At 64.2% G+C, this 17,339-nt stretch carries 13 protein-coding genes and 3 rRNA genes; 4 read left to right on the top strand and 12 right to left on the bottom strand.

Features of this window, described 5'->3' with window-relative positions; translation table 11 throughout:
• Position 1 precedes the first annotated feature (1 nt).
• A complete protein-coding gene (locus tag ACYVDN_RS00080; protein WP_460567208.1) occupies positions 2-871 on the bottom strand; it encodes a sigma-70 family RNA polymerase sigma factor family protein in 870 nt (289 codons plus the stop codon).
• Between the two features lie 135 nt (positions 872-1,006).
• Between ACYVDN_RS00080 and ACYVDN_RS00075 the strand changes: the two genes are divergently transcribed.
• From ACYVDN_RS00075 to ACYVDN_RS00065, 3 genes are all read left to right on the top strand, one after another.
• The gene (locus ACYVDN_RS00075; RefSeq protein ID WP_460567206.1) at positions 1,007-1,507 is read left to right on the top strand and encodes a carboxymuconolactone decarboxylase family protein; all 501 of its coding nucleotides are present in this window, start codon (positions 1,007-1,009) and stop codon (positions 1,505-1,507) included.
• Between the two features lie 69 nt (positions 1,508-1,576).
• Positions 1,577-1,984, top strand: coding sequence for a PNPOx family protein (locus tag ACYVDN_RS00070; RefSeq protein ID WP_460567204.1), 408 nt, complete (start codon positions 1,577-1,579; stop codon positions 1,982-1,984).
• Between the two features lie 39 nt (positions 1,985-2,023).
• A complete protein-coding gene (locus ACYVDN_RS00065; protein WP_460567202.1) occupies positions 2,024-2,623 on the top strand; it encodes a dihydrofolate reductase family protein in 600 nt (199 codons plus the stop codon).
• Here ACYVDN_RS00065 and ACYVDN_RS00060 read toward each other — a convergent pair.
• The 4 genes from ACYVDN_RS00060 to ACYVDN_RS00045 form a co-directional block, all read right to left on the bottom strand.
• Positions 2,620-3,132: a (deoxy)nucleoside triphosphate pyrophosphohydrolase gene (locus ACYVDN_RS00060; protein WP_460567200.1), complete on the bottom strand. Its 513-nt coding sequence runs from the start codon at positions 3,130-3,132 to the stop codon at positions 2,620-2,622. The genes ACYVDN_RS00065 and ACYVDN_RS00060 overlap by 4 nt on opposite strands.
• A gap of 19 nt (positions 3,133-3,151) precedes the next feature.
• Positions 3,152-3,580: a type II toxin-antitoxin system VapC family toxin gene (locus ACYVDN_RS00055; RefSeq protein WP_460567198.1), complete on the bottom strand. Its 429-nt coding sequence runs from the start codon at positions 3,578-3,580 to the stop codon at positions 3,152-3,154.
• Positions 3,577-3,831 carry a type II toxin-antitoxin system Phd/YefM family antitoxin gene (locus ACYVDN_RS00050; protein ID WP_460567196.1) on the bottom strand — a complete coding sequence of 85 codons (255 nt, stop codon included), beginning with the start codon at positions 3,829-3,831 and terminating at the stop codon, positions 3,577-3,579. The genes ACYVDN_RS00055 and ACYVDN_RS00050 overlap by 4 nt, the downstream gene beginning before the upstream one ends.
• A 194-nt stretch (positions 3,832-4,025) precedes the next feature.
• Entirely contained in the window at positions 4,026-5,237 is a 1,212-nt protein-coding gene (locus ACYVDN_RS00045) for an enolase-like domain-containing protein (protein ID WP_460567194.1), read from the bottom strand.
• Positions 5,238-5,414: 177 nt separating this feature from the next.
• On the opposite strand from ACYVDN_RS00045, the gene ACYVDN_RS00040 reads away from it, so the two are divergent.
• A complete protein-coding gene (locus ACYVDN_RS00040; protein WP_460567192.1) occupies positions 5,415-5,783 on the top strand; it encodes a GntR family transcriptional regulator in 369 nt (122 codons plus the stop codon).
• A gap of 143 nt (positions 5,784-5,926) precedes the next feature.
• On the opposite strand, the gene rrf is transcribed toward ACYVDN_RS00040, so the two are convergent.
• The 7 genes from rrf to ACYVDN_RS00005 form a co-directional block, all read right to left on the bottom strand.
• Positions 5,927-6,043, bottom strand: a 5S ribosomal RNA gene (rrf, locus tag ACYVDN_RS00035).
• A 174-nt stretch (positions 6,044-6,217) separates the two neighbouring features.
• Positions 6,218-9,332 (bottom strand): 23S ribosomal RNA (locus tag ACYVDN_RS00030).
• 433 nt (positions 9,333-9,765) lie between these two features.
• Positions 9,766-11,292, bottom strand: a 16S ribosomal RNA gene (locus ACYVDN_RS00025).
• Together the 16S, 23S and 5S rRNA genes form the textbook arrangement of a ribosomal RNA operon.
• Before the next feature lie 623 nt (positions 11,293-11,915).
• Positions 11,916-13,433: an L-arabinose isomerase gene (gene araA, locus ACYVDN_RS00020; protein ID WP_460567190.1), complete on the bottom strand. Its 1,518-nt coding sequence runs from the start codon at positions 13,431-13,433 to the stop codon at positions 11,916-11,918.
• A gap of 30 nt (positions 13,434-13,463) precedes the next feature.
• Complete coding sequence (locus ACYVDN_RS00015) at positions 13,464-15,068, bottom strand: xylulokinase (protein WP_460572163.1); 1,605 nt, start codon at positions 15,066-15,068, stop codon at positions 13,464-13,466.
• Between the two features lie 71 nt (positions 15,069-15,139).
• Positions 15,140-15,868: an L-ribulose-5-phosphate 4-epimerase gene (locus ACYVDN_RS00010; protein WP_460567188.1), complete on the bottom strand. Its 729-nt coding sequence runs from the start codon at positions 15,866-15,868 to the stop codon at positions 15,140-15,142.
• Between the two features lie 208 nt (positions 15,869-16,076).
• The gene (locus tag ACYVDN_RS00005) at positions 16,077-17,123 is read right to left on the bottom strand and encodes a LacI family DNA-binding transcriptional regulator (RefSeq protein WP_460567186.1); all 1,047 of its coding nucleotides are present in this window, start codon (positions 17,121-17,123) and stop codon (positions 16,077-16,079) included.
• Positions 17,124-17,339: the final 216 nt, after the last annotated feature.

The raw sequence follows: 17,339 nt of genomic DNA, 5'->3' as shown, positions 1-17,339 counted from the left end.
TTCAGGCTGGCAAAGGGATGCCTGCCAGCCGCCCCTCCGCGTACGCGTCGATACCGACGACACGATCGCCGTCGACCTGGAACGCCATCAGCGAGAACGGCAGCCCGTTCACCGTGACCAGCACGCCGGGTCGTCCGTCGATCAGCACGGGCCGCAGCACGGCGCCGGGGTTGGCGAACATCATGGCGCGGGACGCGATCTGCGCCCCGCCGCGAACGATCGCGGTCGCCGATGGCCCGCCGTCCACGTGCAGCACCGCGTCGGGGGCGAGGATCGCGACAAGCTGGTCGAAGTCACCTCCGCCTGCCGCGGCGAAGAAGGCGTCGACGATGCGACGCCCGCTGCGGCCGTGCTGGGCATCCGACGCACCGGTGTCCGCGCGCACCCGTCTCCTGGCCCGGCTGGCCAGCTGACGGGCCGCCGCCGGCTCGCGCCCCAGCAGCTCGCCGATCTGCTCGAACGGCACGTCGAAGGTGTCGTGCAACACGAACGCGACACGCTCGGCGGGCGTCAGCCGATCGAGCACGAGGAGCAGGGCGGTCTCCACGGCGTCGGCGAGCTGAGCGGATGACTCGGGGTCGCCGGCTGCCACGACGGGCTCCACAACGGGGTCGGGCAGCGCGTCGTCGTACGCCGTCTCACCCCTCGTAGTCCGTGACCTCAGCATGTTGAGGCAGATGCGGGAGAGGACGGTGGTGAGCCATCCGCCGAAGTTGTCGATGTCGCTGTCATCCGTGCGCGAAAGTCGCAGCCAGGCATCCTGCACCGCGTCGTCCGCTTCGGAGTCGCTACCGAGCATGCGGTACGCGAGGTGGTGGAGCCGGGCGCGGTGCTCCTCGAATCGCTCGGCGAGAAGTTCTTGGTCGGTCATGTCACGTTTCCTTCCGGTCGCGGGTCATCCATGTGTCCCCGTTATGACCGCTGGCAAGCCGGCGGTGTGACATGACGGCGCGACACGAGGGAACGAGACGTTCGACAACGAACATTCGACGAAGAGGAGAAGATCATGACCGACACTACGCAGGTGCTCGACGCCGAAGCCATCGTCACGCTGCGGGCGCGCATGCCTCACCCCGCTTTCCTGCTCGACGGCGGCATGGACGCCCTTGCCGCGATGAACAAGGTTGCGACATCCACTGATCTGCCGGTCGCCATCGTGCCCCTGGTCGCGCTGCGGGCCAGCCAGATCAACGGGTGCTCGTGGTGCACGGTCGAGCACACTCGAGAGCTGCGCGAAGTGGATGGCGCCAGTGACGAGCGCATCGCGGCCGTCGCGTCCTGGCGGGAGGCCCCGTACTTCACCGCACGTGAGCGCGCGGCGCTCGCCTTCACCGAGGCCGTTACCCGGGTCGCGGATCGCCCTGACCCGGTGTCCGACGAGCTCTGGGCCGAGGTCTCCGGCGTGTTCAGCAAACGCGAGATCGCCGCCCTGCTGTTCTCGATCGGCACCATCAACGTGTGGAACCGCATCAACGCGGCGATCCGGCAGCCGGCCGGCCAGCGATGAAGGATGTCGAAGGTGCGCGTCGCACAATCCGTCAGCGCACACCCCTGGCGAACGGGGCATGCTGGAGTCATGGCTGACGAGAGCCGTCGTCCCGCGGCGCAGCGGGCGTCAGAGCCCGTCGCCCGCGCACTCGCCGGGCGGCGTTGGTTTCCGCTGTGGGCGGTCGTGCACCATCACGGGCGCCGCAGCGGCAACGAGTACGCGACCCCGGTCGCCGTGGTGCCGACCGCCGATCGGTCGGTCATCCTGATCGGCCTGCCGTGGGGCACGAAGACGAACTGGGCCCGCAACGTGATCGCCGCCGACGGGGCGACCATCACGTGGAGGGGGCGTGACCAGCGCACGAGCGCGCCACGCATCGTCGAGCCGAGCGAGGCATCCGCTCTGGCGAAGCCGCTCTTCCGCTTCGTGGTGCGACGGATGCCCGGTGCGATCGTGCTCACCAAGGACGGGGCGTCGGCCCCTCACGGCGACTGACTCGAACGGCATCCCCACCACAACGAGAACGGAGTAGTCATGCAACCGGTCATCGCCACGATGTCCATCACCCTCAACGGAGTCGGTGCCGGAACCGGCGTCACGGAGGAGCATCCGTTCGGGGACGTTCCCGAGATCACGTTCTTCCGCTGGATGCACGAGACGCCCGAGGAGAACAAGGACGCCTTCGAGGCGATCGTGGATGCCGGCGCGTTCATCATGGGCCGTCACATGTTCGGCCCGGTGAAGGGCGAGTGGACGGGCGACTGGCGGGGCTGGTGGGGCGCGAACCCGCCATACCATTGTCCGGTCTTCGTGCTGACGCATCATCCGAGGAAGCCCATTGAGATGGAGGGCGGCACGACGTTCCATTTCGTAACGGATGGCATCGAGGCGGCCCTCGAGCGTGCAAGGGACGCCGCGGGCGACCGCCCGGTGCACATCGCTGGTGGTCCGAGCACGACGAACTCCTATCTCGCAGCCGGCCTCGTGGACGAGCTGCTGCTCAACATCAATCCGGTGGTCGCCGACCGCGGGTTACGGCTGTTCGACGGCGTCGGTCCGCTCGACCTCGAGCAGGTGTCGGTGTCCCCGAGGTCGCTGGTGACGCACGTGCGCTATCGGGTGCGGCGGGGCTAAGGGGTCGGCCGAGGGGTCGGCCGAGGGGTCGGCCGAGGTCCTCCAGCCAGCAGCGCGACCGCCGGCCGGTCCGGCTCGGGCCACTCGACACTCTGCAGTTCGTCGCGACGGAACCAGCGGATGTCGTCGTGATCGGTGCTCGACGTCGGCGTGTCATCCGTCAGCGTCGCCCAGTAGCAGCTGAGTTCTACTAGCCGGCCGTTCACCTGCGTGACGCCGCGGTGCAGCAGCTCGCCGACGTGGATGCCCACCCCCAGCTCCTCACGGATCTCGCGCACGAGCGCATCCGCCGCCGACTCCCCCGGTTCGACCTTGCCGCCCGGGAACTCCCAGAGGCCGCCCGCCTCGCGGTCGGCGTTTCGACGGCAGGCGAGCACGCGGTCGCCCTGCGTGATGACGGCGGCGACGACGGGGATCGGTGTGGTCACTGCGGTGGCCACGGTGGCCGCGTCGGCCGCGGTAGCCACCGTTGACGACGAGGCTGGGATGGCTTCGTTCGCCTCGGTCATCTGCCCAGTCTCGTCGGACTCAGGTGCGGGTGACATCGATGGTGATCAGGCCGAGGTCGGACCATGCCGCCAAGAGGGCCTGGTCACCCGACACCCCGACCGTCTCCTTACTCGCGACCAGCTCGGCGGACGCCCCATGCACGGCGTCGTACGCACGCAGACCCTGATCCTCCGCGACCTCCGCGGCCCTCTCGACCAAGGGCTCATCGACATCGACGACGCGAAATGACGCCCAGAGTGCGCTCAGATTCTCCAATCCCCCTCGGTGCTGCTCGTCGGAGACCCGGCCCGTGCGCCGCGCCTGTGCCAAGGCGGCGCCCGCCTCCACGTACGTCAACCGGCTCGTGACGACGTCATCAGCCTCCCGCCAGACTCGCACGCACAAGTCCGTAGCGGGTTCCGAGATCAACAAGGGGACCACTGCCGACGTGTCGAAGTACGCGATCACCGGCGTTGCTCGATCACGATCTCCATCAGGCCGCCCTTCGCCTGGATCGGCTCCGGAAGCGCACGTTCCTTCGATACCGCCGGAGACAGCCGACCCTCGGCTTGCAGCCGTTCCAGAACGGGCCTCTCATCGATGGGAACGATCCGCGCGATGGCACGACCGTGCTCGGTCACGGTGATCGTCTCGCCGGCCTTCACGGCGTCGAGGTGACGACTCAGTCCGTTGCGCAGATCTCGGATGCCGACATCCATCACATAGCTCCTAAAGTGGCGTTTATTCTGCATCACAGTGTAGCCACTTCCTCGATTGCGTCTGGCTCTTTTCGCTCGTCATGCGACCATGCTGCCGCGACGCATTCGTGTTCGTTGCCCTCGGCCGCGATCTATGGAGGACTCAGCCCATCCCGGTTTTGTGGACGGAGGGATAGACGCGCCCCGCCACCAGATCAGGCCGCAGGCAGGAGCTCGTCGCTCTCCACCTTGGAGTCGTCGATCTCGATGCCGAAGCCCGGCCCCGTCGGTAACGGGAACGCGCCGGAGATCGGCGTGGGGGCATCCAATTCGAAGTGGTGCCGGATCGGCATGTGGCGCACCAGGTACTCGGCCTTGGGGCAGACCTCTGGGGACTGGGACGCGATGACGTGCAGCGCCGAGTGGATGCCGTGGCCGTGCGGGATCAGCGCGACACCGAAGGTTTCGGCGAGGGCGGCCATCCTGCTCAGCTCCGTCACGCCGCCACACCATTCGGGATCCGCCTGCAAGACCTGGATCGAGCCCTCGCGCATCAGGTCGAGCGCTTCCTGGCGGTCGTAGACGTGCTCGCCGGTCGCGAGTGGGATGCTCGTGGAACGTCGCAGCTCGGCGAACGCCGCGTGCCGGTTGGGCAGCAGTGCCTCCTCCAGCCAGTCGGGGTTGTACTCCTCCGCACGCTGTGCCCAGGCGCGCGCGAACGGCAGATCCCACCCGTGGTAGGCGTCGAACATGATCGGCTCGTCGTCGCCGACCGCTTCGCGCACCTGCCGCACGAGGTCGACGTTCGCGGTGAGACCGGCGCGGCCATTGCCTGGCCCGTGCTCGAAGAACCACTTCTGGCCGTCGTAGCCCTCGGCCTGCACGGCCTTCGCCGCCGTCGCGATCGACTCGGGGTCGAGCGGGGTCGCGAGCATGCTCCCGTATGCAGGGATGGTGCGTCGGGATCCGCCGCCGAGCAGCTGCCATACCGGAGCGTCGAAGACGCGTCCGCGCAGATCCCACAGCGCGTTGTCGGTCGCGGAGATCGCGGCCTTGTGCAGGCCGTGCCTGCTGTGCCGGTCGATGCGTTCGAGCTGATCCCAGATGGTGGCGGATGCCAGAGCATCCTGCCCGATCAGCAGTTCACGGTAGACGTCGAGCACCACGCGGCCGGCGAGCTCGTCGATGGGTCCGTAGAAGCCGAACGAGCCGTCGTCGGCGCGGATGTGCAGGTAGAAGCGCGAGATCGTGCGGGCTTCGCGCGCCTCGGCAGCCCGCACCCGCAGCGGCTCCCGTCCGTCCTCGTACAGATCGATCGCCTGCACCTGCCGCTGCCGGTCACCCTCGGGATGCGGACCGTCCGAGTACCGCGGATTCCGTCCCGTGAGCTTGTGCACCTCGAGGTTGGTGATCCGTACGCGGCGCATGGGGGCTCCTTCGGTGGGTTGGAAGCTTCGGGGCTATGAGCGAATGAATCCGAGTGCGAGAGGCGCGCGACTACCACGACAGCCCCGCGTCGAGTGTGGCACGGCCCACCGGCCGCCGGTGCAGAGTTACACATCTGGTGAATGCGAACACCCACAGCGTGGCAGGCTGGCAGCATCATGCTGTCGATCGATCCCACGCTGCCTAGCCCGCTGTACGAGCAGTTGCGCGACCAGCTCATCGCCCAAATAGTGTCGGGCGAGCTTATGCCGGGCGACAAGCTGCCTTCTGTCCGTCAGCTCGCCGTTGACCTCGATCTGGCGCCGAACACAGTGGCTCGCGTCTTCAAGGAGCTCGAGGCATCTGGGTATCTGGAGACTCATGGTCGCAACGGCACCACCGTCGCGGAAGATCTGACCGGCAATGAGACGCATCGCCAGGCGGCGGCACTCACCCGGGACTATGTAGCCGGGATGGCACGCCTCGGGTTCACGACCGAACGTATGGTTACGTACCTGCAGCGGAACGGCAACCACTCAAACGGATGAGAGACGCCCATTCCTTTCAGAATGAGACCTCCCGCTTATAGTTTGGCCGCCAGCACGCGGCCACAGAATCAGTACTCGAGCACAGATTTCTGGTGTTAACGCAAGAAGGGCCGCCCATTTCTGGGCGGCCCTCTTACAAAGGAGTCCGGCGGTGTCCTACTCTCCCACAGGGTCACCCCTGCAGTACCATCGGCGCTGGGAGTCTTAGCTTCCGGGTTCGGAATGTTTCCGGGCGTTTCCCTCTCGCTATGGCCGCCGTAACACTATTGATTTACAGTCTCAAAACCATGCCCCTTGTCACCGGTGCACGCGGGTGCGACACGGTGTTTGGGGTGGTGTTGGGTTCTCGTCCGTAGATCGAGAACCACAAAGTGGACGCGAGCGAATCTTTGGGCCCCTCATACGAGCCTTTTCAAACGTGTATGAGAGTGGTGATTATCAAGTTATCGGCTTATTAGTACCGGTCAGCTGCACAGGTCTTTAGTCCCTGCTTCCACATCCGGCCTATCAACCCAGTCGTCTGGCTGGGAGCCTCTCCCCCGAAGGGATGGAAATCTCATCTCGAGGCCGGCTTCCCGCTTAGATGCTTTCAGCGGTTATCCATCCCGAACGTAGCTAACCAGCGGTGCTCCTGGCGGAACAACTGGCACACCAGAGGTTCGTCCAACCCGGTCCTCTCGTACTAGGGTCAGATCCTCTCAAATTTCCTACGCGCGCAGCGGATAGGGACCGAACTGTCTCACGACGTTCTAAACCCAGCTCGCGTACCGCTTTAATGGGCGAACAGCCCAACCCTTGGGACCTACTCCAGCCCCAGGATGCGACGAGCCGACATCGAGGTGCCAAACCATGCCGTCGATATGGACTCTTGGGCAAGATCAGCCTGTTATCCCCGAGGTACCTTTTATCCGTTGAGCGACAGCGCTTCCACAAGCCACTGCCGGATCACTAGTCCCGACTTTCGTCCCTGCTCGACCTGTCAGTCTCACAGTCAAGCTCCCTTGTGCACTTACACTCGCCACCTGATTGCCAACCAGGTTGAGGGAACCTTTGGGCGCCTCCGTTACTCTTTAGGAGGCAACCGCCCCAGTTAAACTACCCACCAGGCACTGTCCCTGAACCGGATTACGGTTCGAAGTTAGACATCCAGAGTGACCAGAGTGGTATTTCAACAACGACTCCACGAACACTAGCGTGCCCGTCTCATAGTCTCCCACCTATCCTACACAAGCCACACCGAACACCAATACCAAGCTGTAGTAAAGGTCACGGGGTCTTTCCGTCCTGCTGCGCGTAACGAGCATCTTTACTCGTACTGCAATTTCGCCGAGTTCGCGGTTGAGACAGCTGGGAAGTCGTTACGCCATTCGTGCAGGTCGGAACTTACCCGACAAGGAATTTCGCTACCTTAGGATGGTTATAGTTACCACCGCCGTTTACTGGGGCTTAAATTCTCAGCTTCGCCTTACGGCTAACCGTTCCTCTTAACCTTCCAGCACCGGGCAGGCGTCAGTCCGTATACATCGTCTTGCGACTTGGCACGGACCTGTGTTTTTAGTAAACAGTCGCTTCCCACTGGTCTCTGCGGCCACTCCACGCTTCCCACCGCAAGGGTGTTCACGCTTCGGGCCCCCCTTCTCCCGAAGTTACGGGGGCATTTTGCCGAGTTCCTTAACCACGATTCTCTCGATCTCCTTGGTATTCTCTACCTGACCACCTGAGTCGGTTTAGGGTACGGGCGGCTGGAACCTCGCGTCGATGCTTTTCTCGGCAGCATAGGATCACTGACTTCCCCAAACGGGTCCGCATCGTGTCTCAGCCGAACGAGAGACGGATTTGCCTATCTCTCAGCCTACGCACTTGCACCGGGACAACCATCGCCCGGCATCAGCTACCTTCCTGCGTCACACCTGTTAATACGCTAGCCGCACCAGCATAGGGTCGAGTGCTAGCCCCGAACCTTCCCCCCGAAGGGATCCGGTCACGGGATTCGGACTCTTAGCATCACTGGATTGACTGGGGCGGTTCTTCGCCGGTACGGGAATATCAACCCGTTGTCCATCGACTACGCCTGTCGGCCTCGCCTTAGGTCCCGACTTACCCAGGGCGGATTAGCCTGGCCCTGGAACCCTTGGTCTTTCGGAGGACGGGTTTCTCACCCGTCTTTCGCTACTCATGCCTGCATTCTCACTCGTGTAGGCTCCACGACTGGTTCACACCGCCGCTTCACTGCCCACACGACGCTCTCCTACCCATCACCACGACTGAACCACGAAGGCTTGTCACTAATGGTAATGCCACAACTTCGGTGGCGTGCTTGAGCCCCGTTACATTGTCGGCGCGGAATCACTTGACCAGTGAGCTATTACGCACTCTTTCAAGGGTGGCTGCTTCTAAGCCAACCTCCTGGTTGTCTGTGCAACTCCACATCCTTTCCCACTTAGCACGCGCTTAGGGACCTTAGTTGGTGGTCTGGGTTGTTTCCCTCTCGACGATGAAGCTTATCCCCCACCGTCTCACTGCTGCGCTCTCACTTACCGGCATTCGGAGTTTGGCTGACGTCAGTAACCTTGTAGGGCCCATCGGCCATCCAGTAGCTCTACCTCCGGCAAGAAACACGCAACGCTGCACCTAAATGCATTTCGGAGAGAACCAGCTATCACGAAGTTTGATTGGCCTTTCACCCCTACCCACAGCTCATCCCCTCCATTTTCAACTGAAGTGGGTTCGGTCCTCCACGACGTCTTACCGTCGCTTCAACCTGGCCATGGGTAGATCACTTCGCTTCGGGTCTAGGACATGCGACTGAACGCCCTGTTCAGACTCGCTTTCGCTACGGCTACCCCACACGGGTTAACCTCGCCACATATCGCTAACTCGCAGGCTCATTCTTCAAAAGGCACGCCGTCACCCCACAAAGAGGCTCCGACGGTTTGTAAGCAAACGGTTTCAGGTACTATTTCACTCCCCTCCCGGGGTACTTTTCACCTTTCCCTCACGGTACTTGTCCGCTATCGGTCATCTGGGAGTATTTAGGCTTATCAGGTGGTCCTGACAGATTCACACGGGATTTCTCGGGCCCCGTGCTACTTGGGATACTCTCCACGCTGCGTCACACATTTCGGCTACGGGGCTACCACCCACTACGGCCGGCCATTCAAGACCGTTCGCCTATACACACGCATCACGTTCACTGTCCGGCAGAACAGCACGGAAAGTCCCACAACCCCGAACCTGCAACCCCTGCCGGGTATCACACAGGCACGGTTTAGCCTCTTCCGCGTTCGCTCGCCACTACTAACGGAATCACTGTTGTTTTCTCTTCCTGTGGGTACTGAGATGTTTCACTTCCCCACGTTCCCTCTACCCGCCCTATACATTCAGGCGGGAGTAACCAGGTCACCACAAAGGGCCTGGCCGGGTTTCCCCATTCGGACACCCTCGGATCAAAGTTCGCTTATCAACTCCCCGAGGCTTATCGCAGATTGCTACGTCCTTCTTCGGCTCCAGATGCCAAGGCATCCACCGTTTGCTCTTAAAAACTTGAAATCACATGAGTTCTAAGAATCGATCAACGTCACACCAACCCCAAAAAGGCCGGCACAACGCGGATTGACCAATGATCTAATAAATCAGATCTTTACGACCCGAACCCGAAGGTCCGGATCAAAGATGCTCGCGTCCACTGTGTAGTTCTCAAAATACGGGCGATCCCTCCCCCCACCCACCCAACCGGGCGGACAAGAAAAGGGTCCGAGAGTCGAAACGGCCCTTCAGCCGGTCCGGTCCCTCAGGACCCAACAGCGTGCATGTGCGAAACACCCCAACCCCTGCCGTTCCTTGCCCTCCGAAAAGGACCGTACTGAACAGAAGCCGCTCGGCTCCGCACCAATGTCAATGTTCCACCCATGAGCTACCAGCAGGACACATTCGGTCCTGATCTGGCGCCTGGACACCCCTGCGGGTGCCAGATGCTCCTTAGAAAGGAGGTGATCCAGCCGCACCTTCCGGTACGGCTACCTTGTTACGACTTAGTCCTAATCACCGATCCCACCTTCGACGGCTCCCTCCACAAGGGTTGGGCCACCGGCTTCGGGTGTTACCGACTTTCATGACTTGACGGGCGGTGTGTACAAGGCCCGGGAACGTATTCACCGCAGCGTTGCTGATCTGCGATTACTAGCGACTCCGACTTCATGAGGTCGAGTTGCAGACCTCAATCCGAACTGAGACCGGCTTTTTGGGATTCGCTCCACCTTACGGTATCGCAGCCCTTTGTACCGGCCATTGTAGCATGCGTGAAGCCCAAGACATAAGGGGCATGATGATTTGACGTCATCCCCACCTTCCTCCGAGTTGACCCCGGCAGTCTCCTATGAGTTCCCACCATCACGTGCTGGCAACATAGAACGAGGGTTGCGCTCGTTGCGGGACTTAACCCAACATCTCACGACACGAGCTGACGACAACCATGCACCACCTGTATACGAGTGTCCAAAGAGCTCTACATTTCTGCAGCATTCTCGTATATGTCAAGCCTTGGTAAGGTTCTTCGCGTTGCATCGAATTAATCCGCATGCTCCGCCGCTTGTGCGGGCCCCCGTCAATTCCTTTGAGTTTTAGCCTTGCGGCCGTACTCCCCAGGCGGGGCGCTTAATGCGTTAGCTGCGACACGGAAACCGTGGAATGGTCCCCACATCTAGCGCCCAACGTTTACGGCGTGGACTACCAGGGTATCTAATCCTGTTCGCTCCCCACGCTTTCGCTCCTCAGCGTCAGTTACGGCCCAGAGAACTGCCTTCGCCATCGGTGTTCTTCCTGATATCTGCGCATTCCACCGCTACACCAGGAGTTCCATTCTCCCCTACCGCACTCTAGCCTGCCCGTACCCACTGCAGACCCGAGGTTGAGCCTCGGGATTTCACAGCAGACGCGACAAACCGCCTACGAGCTCTTTACGCCCAATAATTCCGGACAACGCTCGCACCCTACGTATTACCGCGGCTGCTGGCACGTAGTTAGCCGGTGCTTCTTCTGCAGGTACCGTCACCTTACGGCTTCTTCCCTGCCAAAAGAGGTTTACAACCCGAAGGCCGTCATCCCTCACGCGGCGTTGCTGCATCAGGCTTTCGCCCATTGTGCAATATTCCCCACTGCTGCCTCCCGTAGGAGTCTGGGCCGTGTCTCAGTCCCAGTGTGGCCGGTCACCCTCTCAGGCCGGCTACCCGTCGTCGCCTTGGTAAGCCATTACCTCACCAACAAGCTGATAGGCCGCGAGTCCATCCTGAACCAAAAATTCTTTCCACCCACACACCATGCGGTGATAGGTCCTATCCAGTATTAGACGCCGTTTCCAGCGCTTATCCCAGAGTCCAGGGCAGGTTACTCACGTGTTACTCACCCGTTCGCCACTAATCCAAAGAAGCAAGCTTCTCCTTCATCGTTCGACTTGCATGTGTTAAGCACGCCGCCAGCGTTCGTCCTGAGCCAGGATCAAACTCTCCATAAAAAAATGTTTGACCTGACAAAAAGAACAAATATCAACTGACATTCATCCTCAATATCCAACCAAAAGGAATCCCAAACACTGCAAAAAAACAGTGCCCGGAGTAAATTGGCATATGACATTGTGCACGCTGTTGAGTTCTCAAGGATCGGACACACCCGACCATCAGCCACGCGGGCCTACTTGTCGGGGTTACTTGCCTGATCGACCATCACGATCGCCCAGACGCAAAACGTCTGTGCGGATCTTCGATGGAAGTTGTTTCATCCTGTAGCCAGTGGTTCTCTCCCGAGGGAGTAGCTCTTCGGCTAGGATCGGTCCCGCTTGAGGCCGGAAGCTCTTCGAGCTTTCCGCACCTTTGGGGTGACAAGTGATTACATTACGTGGATCGCCGCGCTCGTGCAAATCGCTCCCGCATCCCGGGCGTGGCGCGCCTGCCAGCCCCCTCCGATGCCCGAGCACAGCCCCGTCGCTCCGCCGTCAGACCGCCCGAGAACAGCAGATGTAGCCGGGAACAGCAGGCTTTCTGCTGTTCCCGGCGCGAGAGCGCGACCTCTGCTGTTCTGGCGAAACGGACGGGTGCGAGATGTGAGGGTGGACGGGGTCGGAAGGTTGGAGCGCTGGGGCTAGATCCCGCGGGCGAGACGGTAGTACGCAGCGCTCCACTGCAGTTGCTGCTCGAACTCGCGCGGACGCGTGTGCTCATCGATGACGACAAGCTCCGTCTGCGCCATGCGTGCGAAGTCCTCCCATGCATCCAACCCGACGGCCGTCGACATCACCGTGTGGTGCGCGGCGCCCGCCTGCAGCCACGCCCATGCGGACGTGCGGAAGTCCGGCTGCGGAACCCACACCGCCCGTCCGACCGGGAGCTTCGGCAGCGGGGCCGACGGCTCCACCACCTCCACCACGTTCGCGGTGAGACGGAACCGATCGCGCATGTCCGACAGCGCGACGACGACTGCGGGGCCGGCATCCGCGTTGAAGACGAGGCGCACCGGGTCATCCTTGCCGCCGATGCCCAGCGGGTGGATCTCCAGCGTGGACTTCACCGCCGTCAGCGACGGGCTCACCTCGAGCATGTGCGCACCGAGGATGCGCTCGGAGCCCGGCGTGAGGTCGTACGTGTAGTCCTCCATGAGCGATGCCCCGCCGGGCAGGCCCGCGCCCATCACGTTCGCGATGCGCACGAGCACGGCGGTCTTCCAGTCGCCCTCAGCGCCGAAGCCGTATCCCTCGGCCATCAGGCGCTGCACGGCGAGGCCCGGGAGCTGCTTCAGCGCGCCGAGGTCCTCGAAGTTGGTGGTGAAAGCGCCGAATCCGCCCTCCTCGAGGAAAGACCTGAGTCCGAGCTCGATCGCGGCACCATCACGCAGCGACTGGTGCCGATCCCCTCCGCGGTGCAGCTCGGGCACGACGTCGTAGAGCTCCTCGTACTCGGCGACGAGTGCGTCGACATCCGCATCGGAAGCCTGGGCAACGGCATCCGCCAGCTCGTTCACGGCCCAAGTGTTCACCTGCACGCCGAAGACGTGCTCGGCCTCGGTCTTGTCGCCCTCGGTGACGGCGACGAAGCGCATGTTGTCGCCGAACCGGGCGAGCTTGAGGGAGCGGGATGCCTGTAGCCCGGCGGCAGCGCGCATCCAGGTCTCGACGCGGCCGCTCACAGCAGGATCGCTGACATGGCCGACGACCGTGGTGCGCGGAACGCCGAGGCGGGACTGGATGTACCCGAACTCGCGGTCGCCGTGAGCCGCCTGGTTGAGGTTCATGAAGTCGAAGTCGATCTCGGCCCAGGGCAGCTCGACGTTGGCCTGCGTGTGCAGGTGCAGCAGCGGCTTCTGCAGGGCGTCGAGGCCGGAGATCCACATCTTCGCGGGACTGAAGGTGTGCATCCACGCGATCACGCCGATGACGCTGTCGTCGGAGTTCGCGTCGAGCATCACGCGACGGATCTCGTCCGACCCGGTGAGCACCGGCTTCCAGACGACCTTGACGGGGACATCCGCTGCGAGCCGGTCGGAGATCGCGCGGGACTGCTCGGCGACCTGCGCGAGTGTGTCGGGGCCGTACAGGTGTTGGCTTCCGGTGAGGAACCAGACCTCGAGCGCATCGAACGAGGTGGTGAGCTTGGTGCGAGTCATGTGTGGTCCTTACTTATAGGGACTGGGGTTTCAGAGGGCATCGGCGGCGGCGCGCTCGACGGCGAGACCGTCGCGGTAGCGGTCGAGGTAGGCGGAGAAGCCGGCGACGTCATCCGGATCGGGGTCGACGACCCGCGCGTCGGTGTCGGCGAAGACTCGATCGCGCAGGTAGGCGGCGAGATCGTGGTCGGATGCCTCGCCGAGGTAGGAGGCGAGCACCGCCATCCCCCACGCGCCACCCTCGGCAGCGGTCTCCGCGACGGCGACCGGGGCATCGAGAGCGGCCGCCAGGAATCGTTGCGCGACCCCCGCAGTGCGGAAGATGCCGCCGTGGGCGTGCATCCGATCGAGCTCGACACCCTCCTCGGCGAGCACGCGCATGCCGAGCGTGAGAGTGCCGAAGACGCCGTAGAGCTGCGCCCGCATCACGTTGCCGAGCGTGAACCTGCTGTCGGGCGTGCGCACGAACAACGGGCGACCCTCGGTGGTCGACGTGATCGGCTCGCCGGCGAGGTAGTTGTACGCGAGCAGGCCGCCTGCGTCAGCCTCCCCGGCGAGCGCCTCGCGGAACAGTACGTCGAACACGGCGTCGTCGTCGAGCGGCATGCCGGCGGCCGAGGCGAATCGGCCGAACATCCCCGCCCACTCGGCCAGCTCGCTCGCACCGTTGTTGCAGTGCACCATGGCGACCGGGTCACCCGACGGAGTCGTCACGACGTCGAGCTCATGGTGCGGATGACCCAGTGGGCGCTCCAGCACGACCATGGCGAAGATGCTGGTGCCCGCGCTGACGTTGCCGGTGCGGGGCGCCACCGCGTTGGTGGCCACCATGCCGGTGCCCGCGTCGCCCTCGGGAGGGCAGAGCGGCGCGCCCGGTTGCAGTACGCCCGCGACATCCAGCAGCGCGGCGCCCTCCGCGGTCAACTCGCCAGCAGGTTGGCCGGCCGCAAGCACCTCGGGCAGCAGGTCGGCGAGGGGTGAAGGAATGCCCGAGCCATCGGCCGCCAGGCCGTCGAACTTCTCGAGTAGTCCGCTGTCGTAGCCGCCGGTGGCCGAGTCGATCGGGAACATGCCCGACGCGTCGCCCACCCCGAGCACCTTGCGCCCGGTGAGTCGCCAGTGCACATAACCGGCGAGGGTTGTCGCGAACGCGATCTGAGGAACGTGCGGCTCGGCATCCAACACGGCCTGATAGAGGTGCGCAACCGACCACCGCAGCGGGATGTTCACCCCGAACAGCTCGCTCAGCTTCGCGGCGGCGGGACCGGTGTTGGTGTTGCGCCAGGTGCGGAAGGGGACGAGCAGCCGGTCATCCGCGTCGAACGGCAGGTAGCCGTGCATCATCGCGGAGATGCCGATGGCCTTCAGACCGGTGAGCTGCTGGCCGTAGCGTCGGCGCACGTCGTCGACGAGGTCGGCGTAGGCCGCCTGGATGCCCGACCAGATGTCATCCAGCGAGTAGGTCCACAGCCGGTCGACGAAGCGGTTCTCCCACGAGTGGCTTCCAGCCGCGATCGTCACCGCGGGGTCGTCACCGACCAGGCACGCCTTGATGCGCGTGGAGCCGAGCTCGATGCCGAGTACGGCGCGACCGGAGCGGATGGCCTCCGCGGCGGCGTCCGCGACAGCGTCCACTGCGGCGTCCGCGCCGGCGGCACCCTCGGCGTCGGGCGAGTGGTCCGAACCGGGGCCCGCAGGGGCCGCGCTCACGAGTCGCTCCTTCGGGCATCCGCCGCCTGGCCGTACACGTTCTGGTAGCGGTCGTAGAGGCTGTCGATCGCCGACTGCGGAATGGGGATCAGCTCTCCACCCTGACGGGCGATGTGGACCGTGCGGGCGACATCCTCGACCATGACCGCCGCCTTGACGGCGTCCTTCGCGTTGACCCCGATGGTGAAGGGGCCGTGGTTCTGCATGAGCACTGCCCGGCTGCGGTGGCCGGTGAGCGTCTCGACGACGCCGCGGCCGATCGAGTCGTCGCCGATGATCGCAAAGGGGCCGACCGGGACGGGGCCGCCGAACTCGTCCGCCATCGCGGTGATGACGCACGGAATCTCCTCCCCGCGCGCCGCCCACGCCACCGCGTAGGTCGAGTGGGTGTGGACGACTCCGCCCACCTGGGGCATGTTGCGATACACGTAAGCGTGCGCTGCGGTGTCGGATGACGGCGACCGCTCGCTGCCCAGACTGCCGGGCACCACCGTGCCGTCGAGGTTGCAGAGGATCATGTTCTCCGGCGCGAGGTCGTCGTACGAGACGCCGGAGGGCTTGATCACGAACAGGTCGGCGCCGGGCACACGGCCGGACACGTTGCCGCCCGTCCAGATCACCAGCCCGTAGCGCACCAGCTCGGAGTGCAGAGAAGCGACCTCCTCGCGTGTGCGCTGAATGGCTGCTTGAACATCCGCATTCGGATCCGTCACGGGTACCTCCATCAGTCTCGTGCCTTCGGCAATGTTACCGGTCTCATTTCGGTGGGCACCACCCTCAACCCCACCTTGAAATCCTTGCTCCCACCACCCCCGCTCGAAATCGGAGATTCGGGATGACACGCCGTGCAGCACCCCCGCCAGCCGGCGTGTCGCCGCAGATCTCCGAATTCCGGCACGGTTTAGGGGGACTCACCATTCCGCACGGTGCGGCCTACACCGGTGCCGTGGACCCTCGCACCACCAGGCGCGGGGGCTGCACGTCGGCGGCGGCATCCGCGAGCTCGTTGCCCAGAACCTCGGCGACGCTGCGCCGCGCCTCCCCCTCGGCGTCGATGCGCACCGTGGTGAGCGCGGGACGGTAGTACGCGGCGTCGGTGTTGTCGTCGAAGCCGACGATCGAGAGGTCTTCCGGAACTCGGATGCCCTCGTCCGCCAATCCGGAGATGAGACCCAGCGCCATCTGGTCGTTGGCGACGACCACCGCGGTGGGGCCCGCGGTGGGGCCCGCGGTGTGTCCCGCCGTGGGGCCTGCGGCTCCGCGCACCGCGGCCGCGATCTCCGCGGCGAGCGCCGCACCCGACGCCGCCGACCAGTCACCGGACCACCGCGCAACAGGGCCAAGGCCGGCTGCCGCGAGGGCGTCGATGAAACCGCGTGCTCGGGCATCCTCTTCGAGCCAGTCGCTGGGGCCGCCGACGCGCGCGATGCGCCGATGCCCCAGGGCGACGAGGTATTCCACCGCGAGCGCGGAACCCTGCGCCTGCCGGAGCACGCCGGCAGCCGAGGGCAGGGCGCTCACGGTCAGCGAAGGGTGTCGCCGCGCGAGAGCCGAAACCGACTCGACGCGCGGAGCGACGACGATGATGCCGTCCACCCCCTGTGCGAGCAGGTGCTCGAGGGATGCCTCGACCGATGTCTCGTCGGCGGCATCCGCGTACGCCGTGGTCACCCACCGGCCGACGGACCGCGCCGCGGACTCCAGCGCGACGACGCCTGCGGACGGCCCGAACAGAGCGGCGTTCGACGCGATCACTCCGAGCGTGCGGGTGCGGCGGGTGCCGAGGGTGCGCGCGGCGTTGTTCACACGGTAGCCGAGAGCGACCATGGCATCCTGCACCCGCCGACGGGTCTCGTCTCGCACACTCGGATGCTCGTTGATCACCCTCGACACGGTCTGCGGCGACACCTCCGCCAACGCGGCGACATCGCGGACGCCCACGCTGCGCTCAGTCATCCTGCGCTCGCGCGAGTCTCCCATGGCGAATCACCCTAGCTCCACCGCTGGCTGCTGCCCCGTCGCCGGTCCGTTCCGCCGTTGACCCCGTCTGCCGTCGATCGCTTCGGAACCCCGCCCGAAAACAGCAGAAGTCGTCGGGAGCAGTCGAGATTCTGCTGTTTTCGCGGCGAGAGCGCGATCACTGCTGTTTTCGATGCGGGGGGGGCGGCGGCGGTGCGGGGGCGGGGGCGGGGTGCC

The sequence above is a fragment of the Humibacter soli genome (assembly GCF_054779035.1).
The sequence above is the reverse complement of the archived record's forward strand: the minus strand, read 5'-3'. Positions and strand labels throughout refer to the sequence as shown.

Bases quoted from the DNA above. Each gene is read 5' to 3' on its own strand.
- ACYVDN_RS00010 (WP_460567188.1), bottom strand. From the start codon at position 15,868: ATGGAGGTACCCGTGACGGATCCGAATGCGGATGTTCAAGCAGCCATT.
- ACYVDN_RS00040 (WP_460567192.1), top strand. From the start codon at position 5,415: ATGCTGTCGATCGATCCCACGCTGCCTAGCCCGCTGTACGAGCAGTTG.
- ACYVDN_RS00070 (WP_460567204.1), top strand. From the start codon at position 1,577: ATGGCTGACGAGAGCCGTCGTCCCGCGGCGCAGCGGGCGTCAGAGCCC.
- ACYVDN_RS00080 (WP_460567208.1), bottom strand. From the start codon at position 871: ATGACCGACCAAGAACTTCTCGCCGAGCGATTCGAGGAGCACCGCGCC.
- ACYVDN_RS00050 (WP_460567196.1), bottom strand. From the start codon at position 3,831: ATGGATGTCGGCATCCGAGATCTGCGCAACGGACTGAGTCGTCACCTC.
- ACYVDN_RS00005 (WP_460567186.1), bottom strand. From the start codon at position 17,123: ATGGGAGACTCGCGCGAGCGCAGGATGACTGAGCGCAGCGTGGGCGTC.
- ACYVDN_RS00060 (WP_460567200.1), bottom strand. From the start codon at position 3,132: ATGACCGAGGCGAACGAAGCCATCCCAGCCTCGTCGTCAACGGTGGCT.
- ACYVDN_RS00045 (WP_460567194.1), bottom strand. From the start codon at position 5,237: ATGCGCCGCGTACGGATCACCAACCTCGAGGTGCACAAGCTCACGGGA.
- araA (WP_460567190.1), bottom strand. From the start codon at position 13,433: ATGACTCGCACCAAGCTCACCACCTCGTTCGATGCGCTCGAGGTCTGG.
- ACYVDN_RS00075 (WP_460567206.1), top strand. From the start codon at position 1,007: ATGACCGACACTACGCAGGTGCTCGACGCCGAAGCCATCGTCACGCTG.
- ACYVDN_RS00065 (WP_460567202.1), top strand. From the start codon at position 2,024: ATGCAACCGGTCATCGCCACGATGTCCATCACCCTCAACGGAGTCGGT.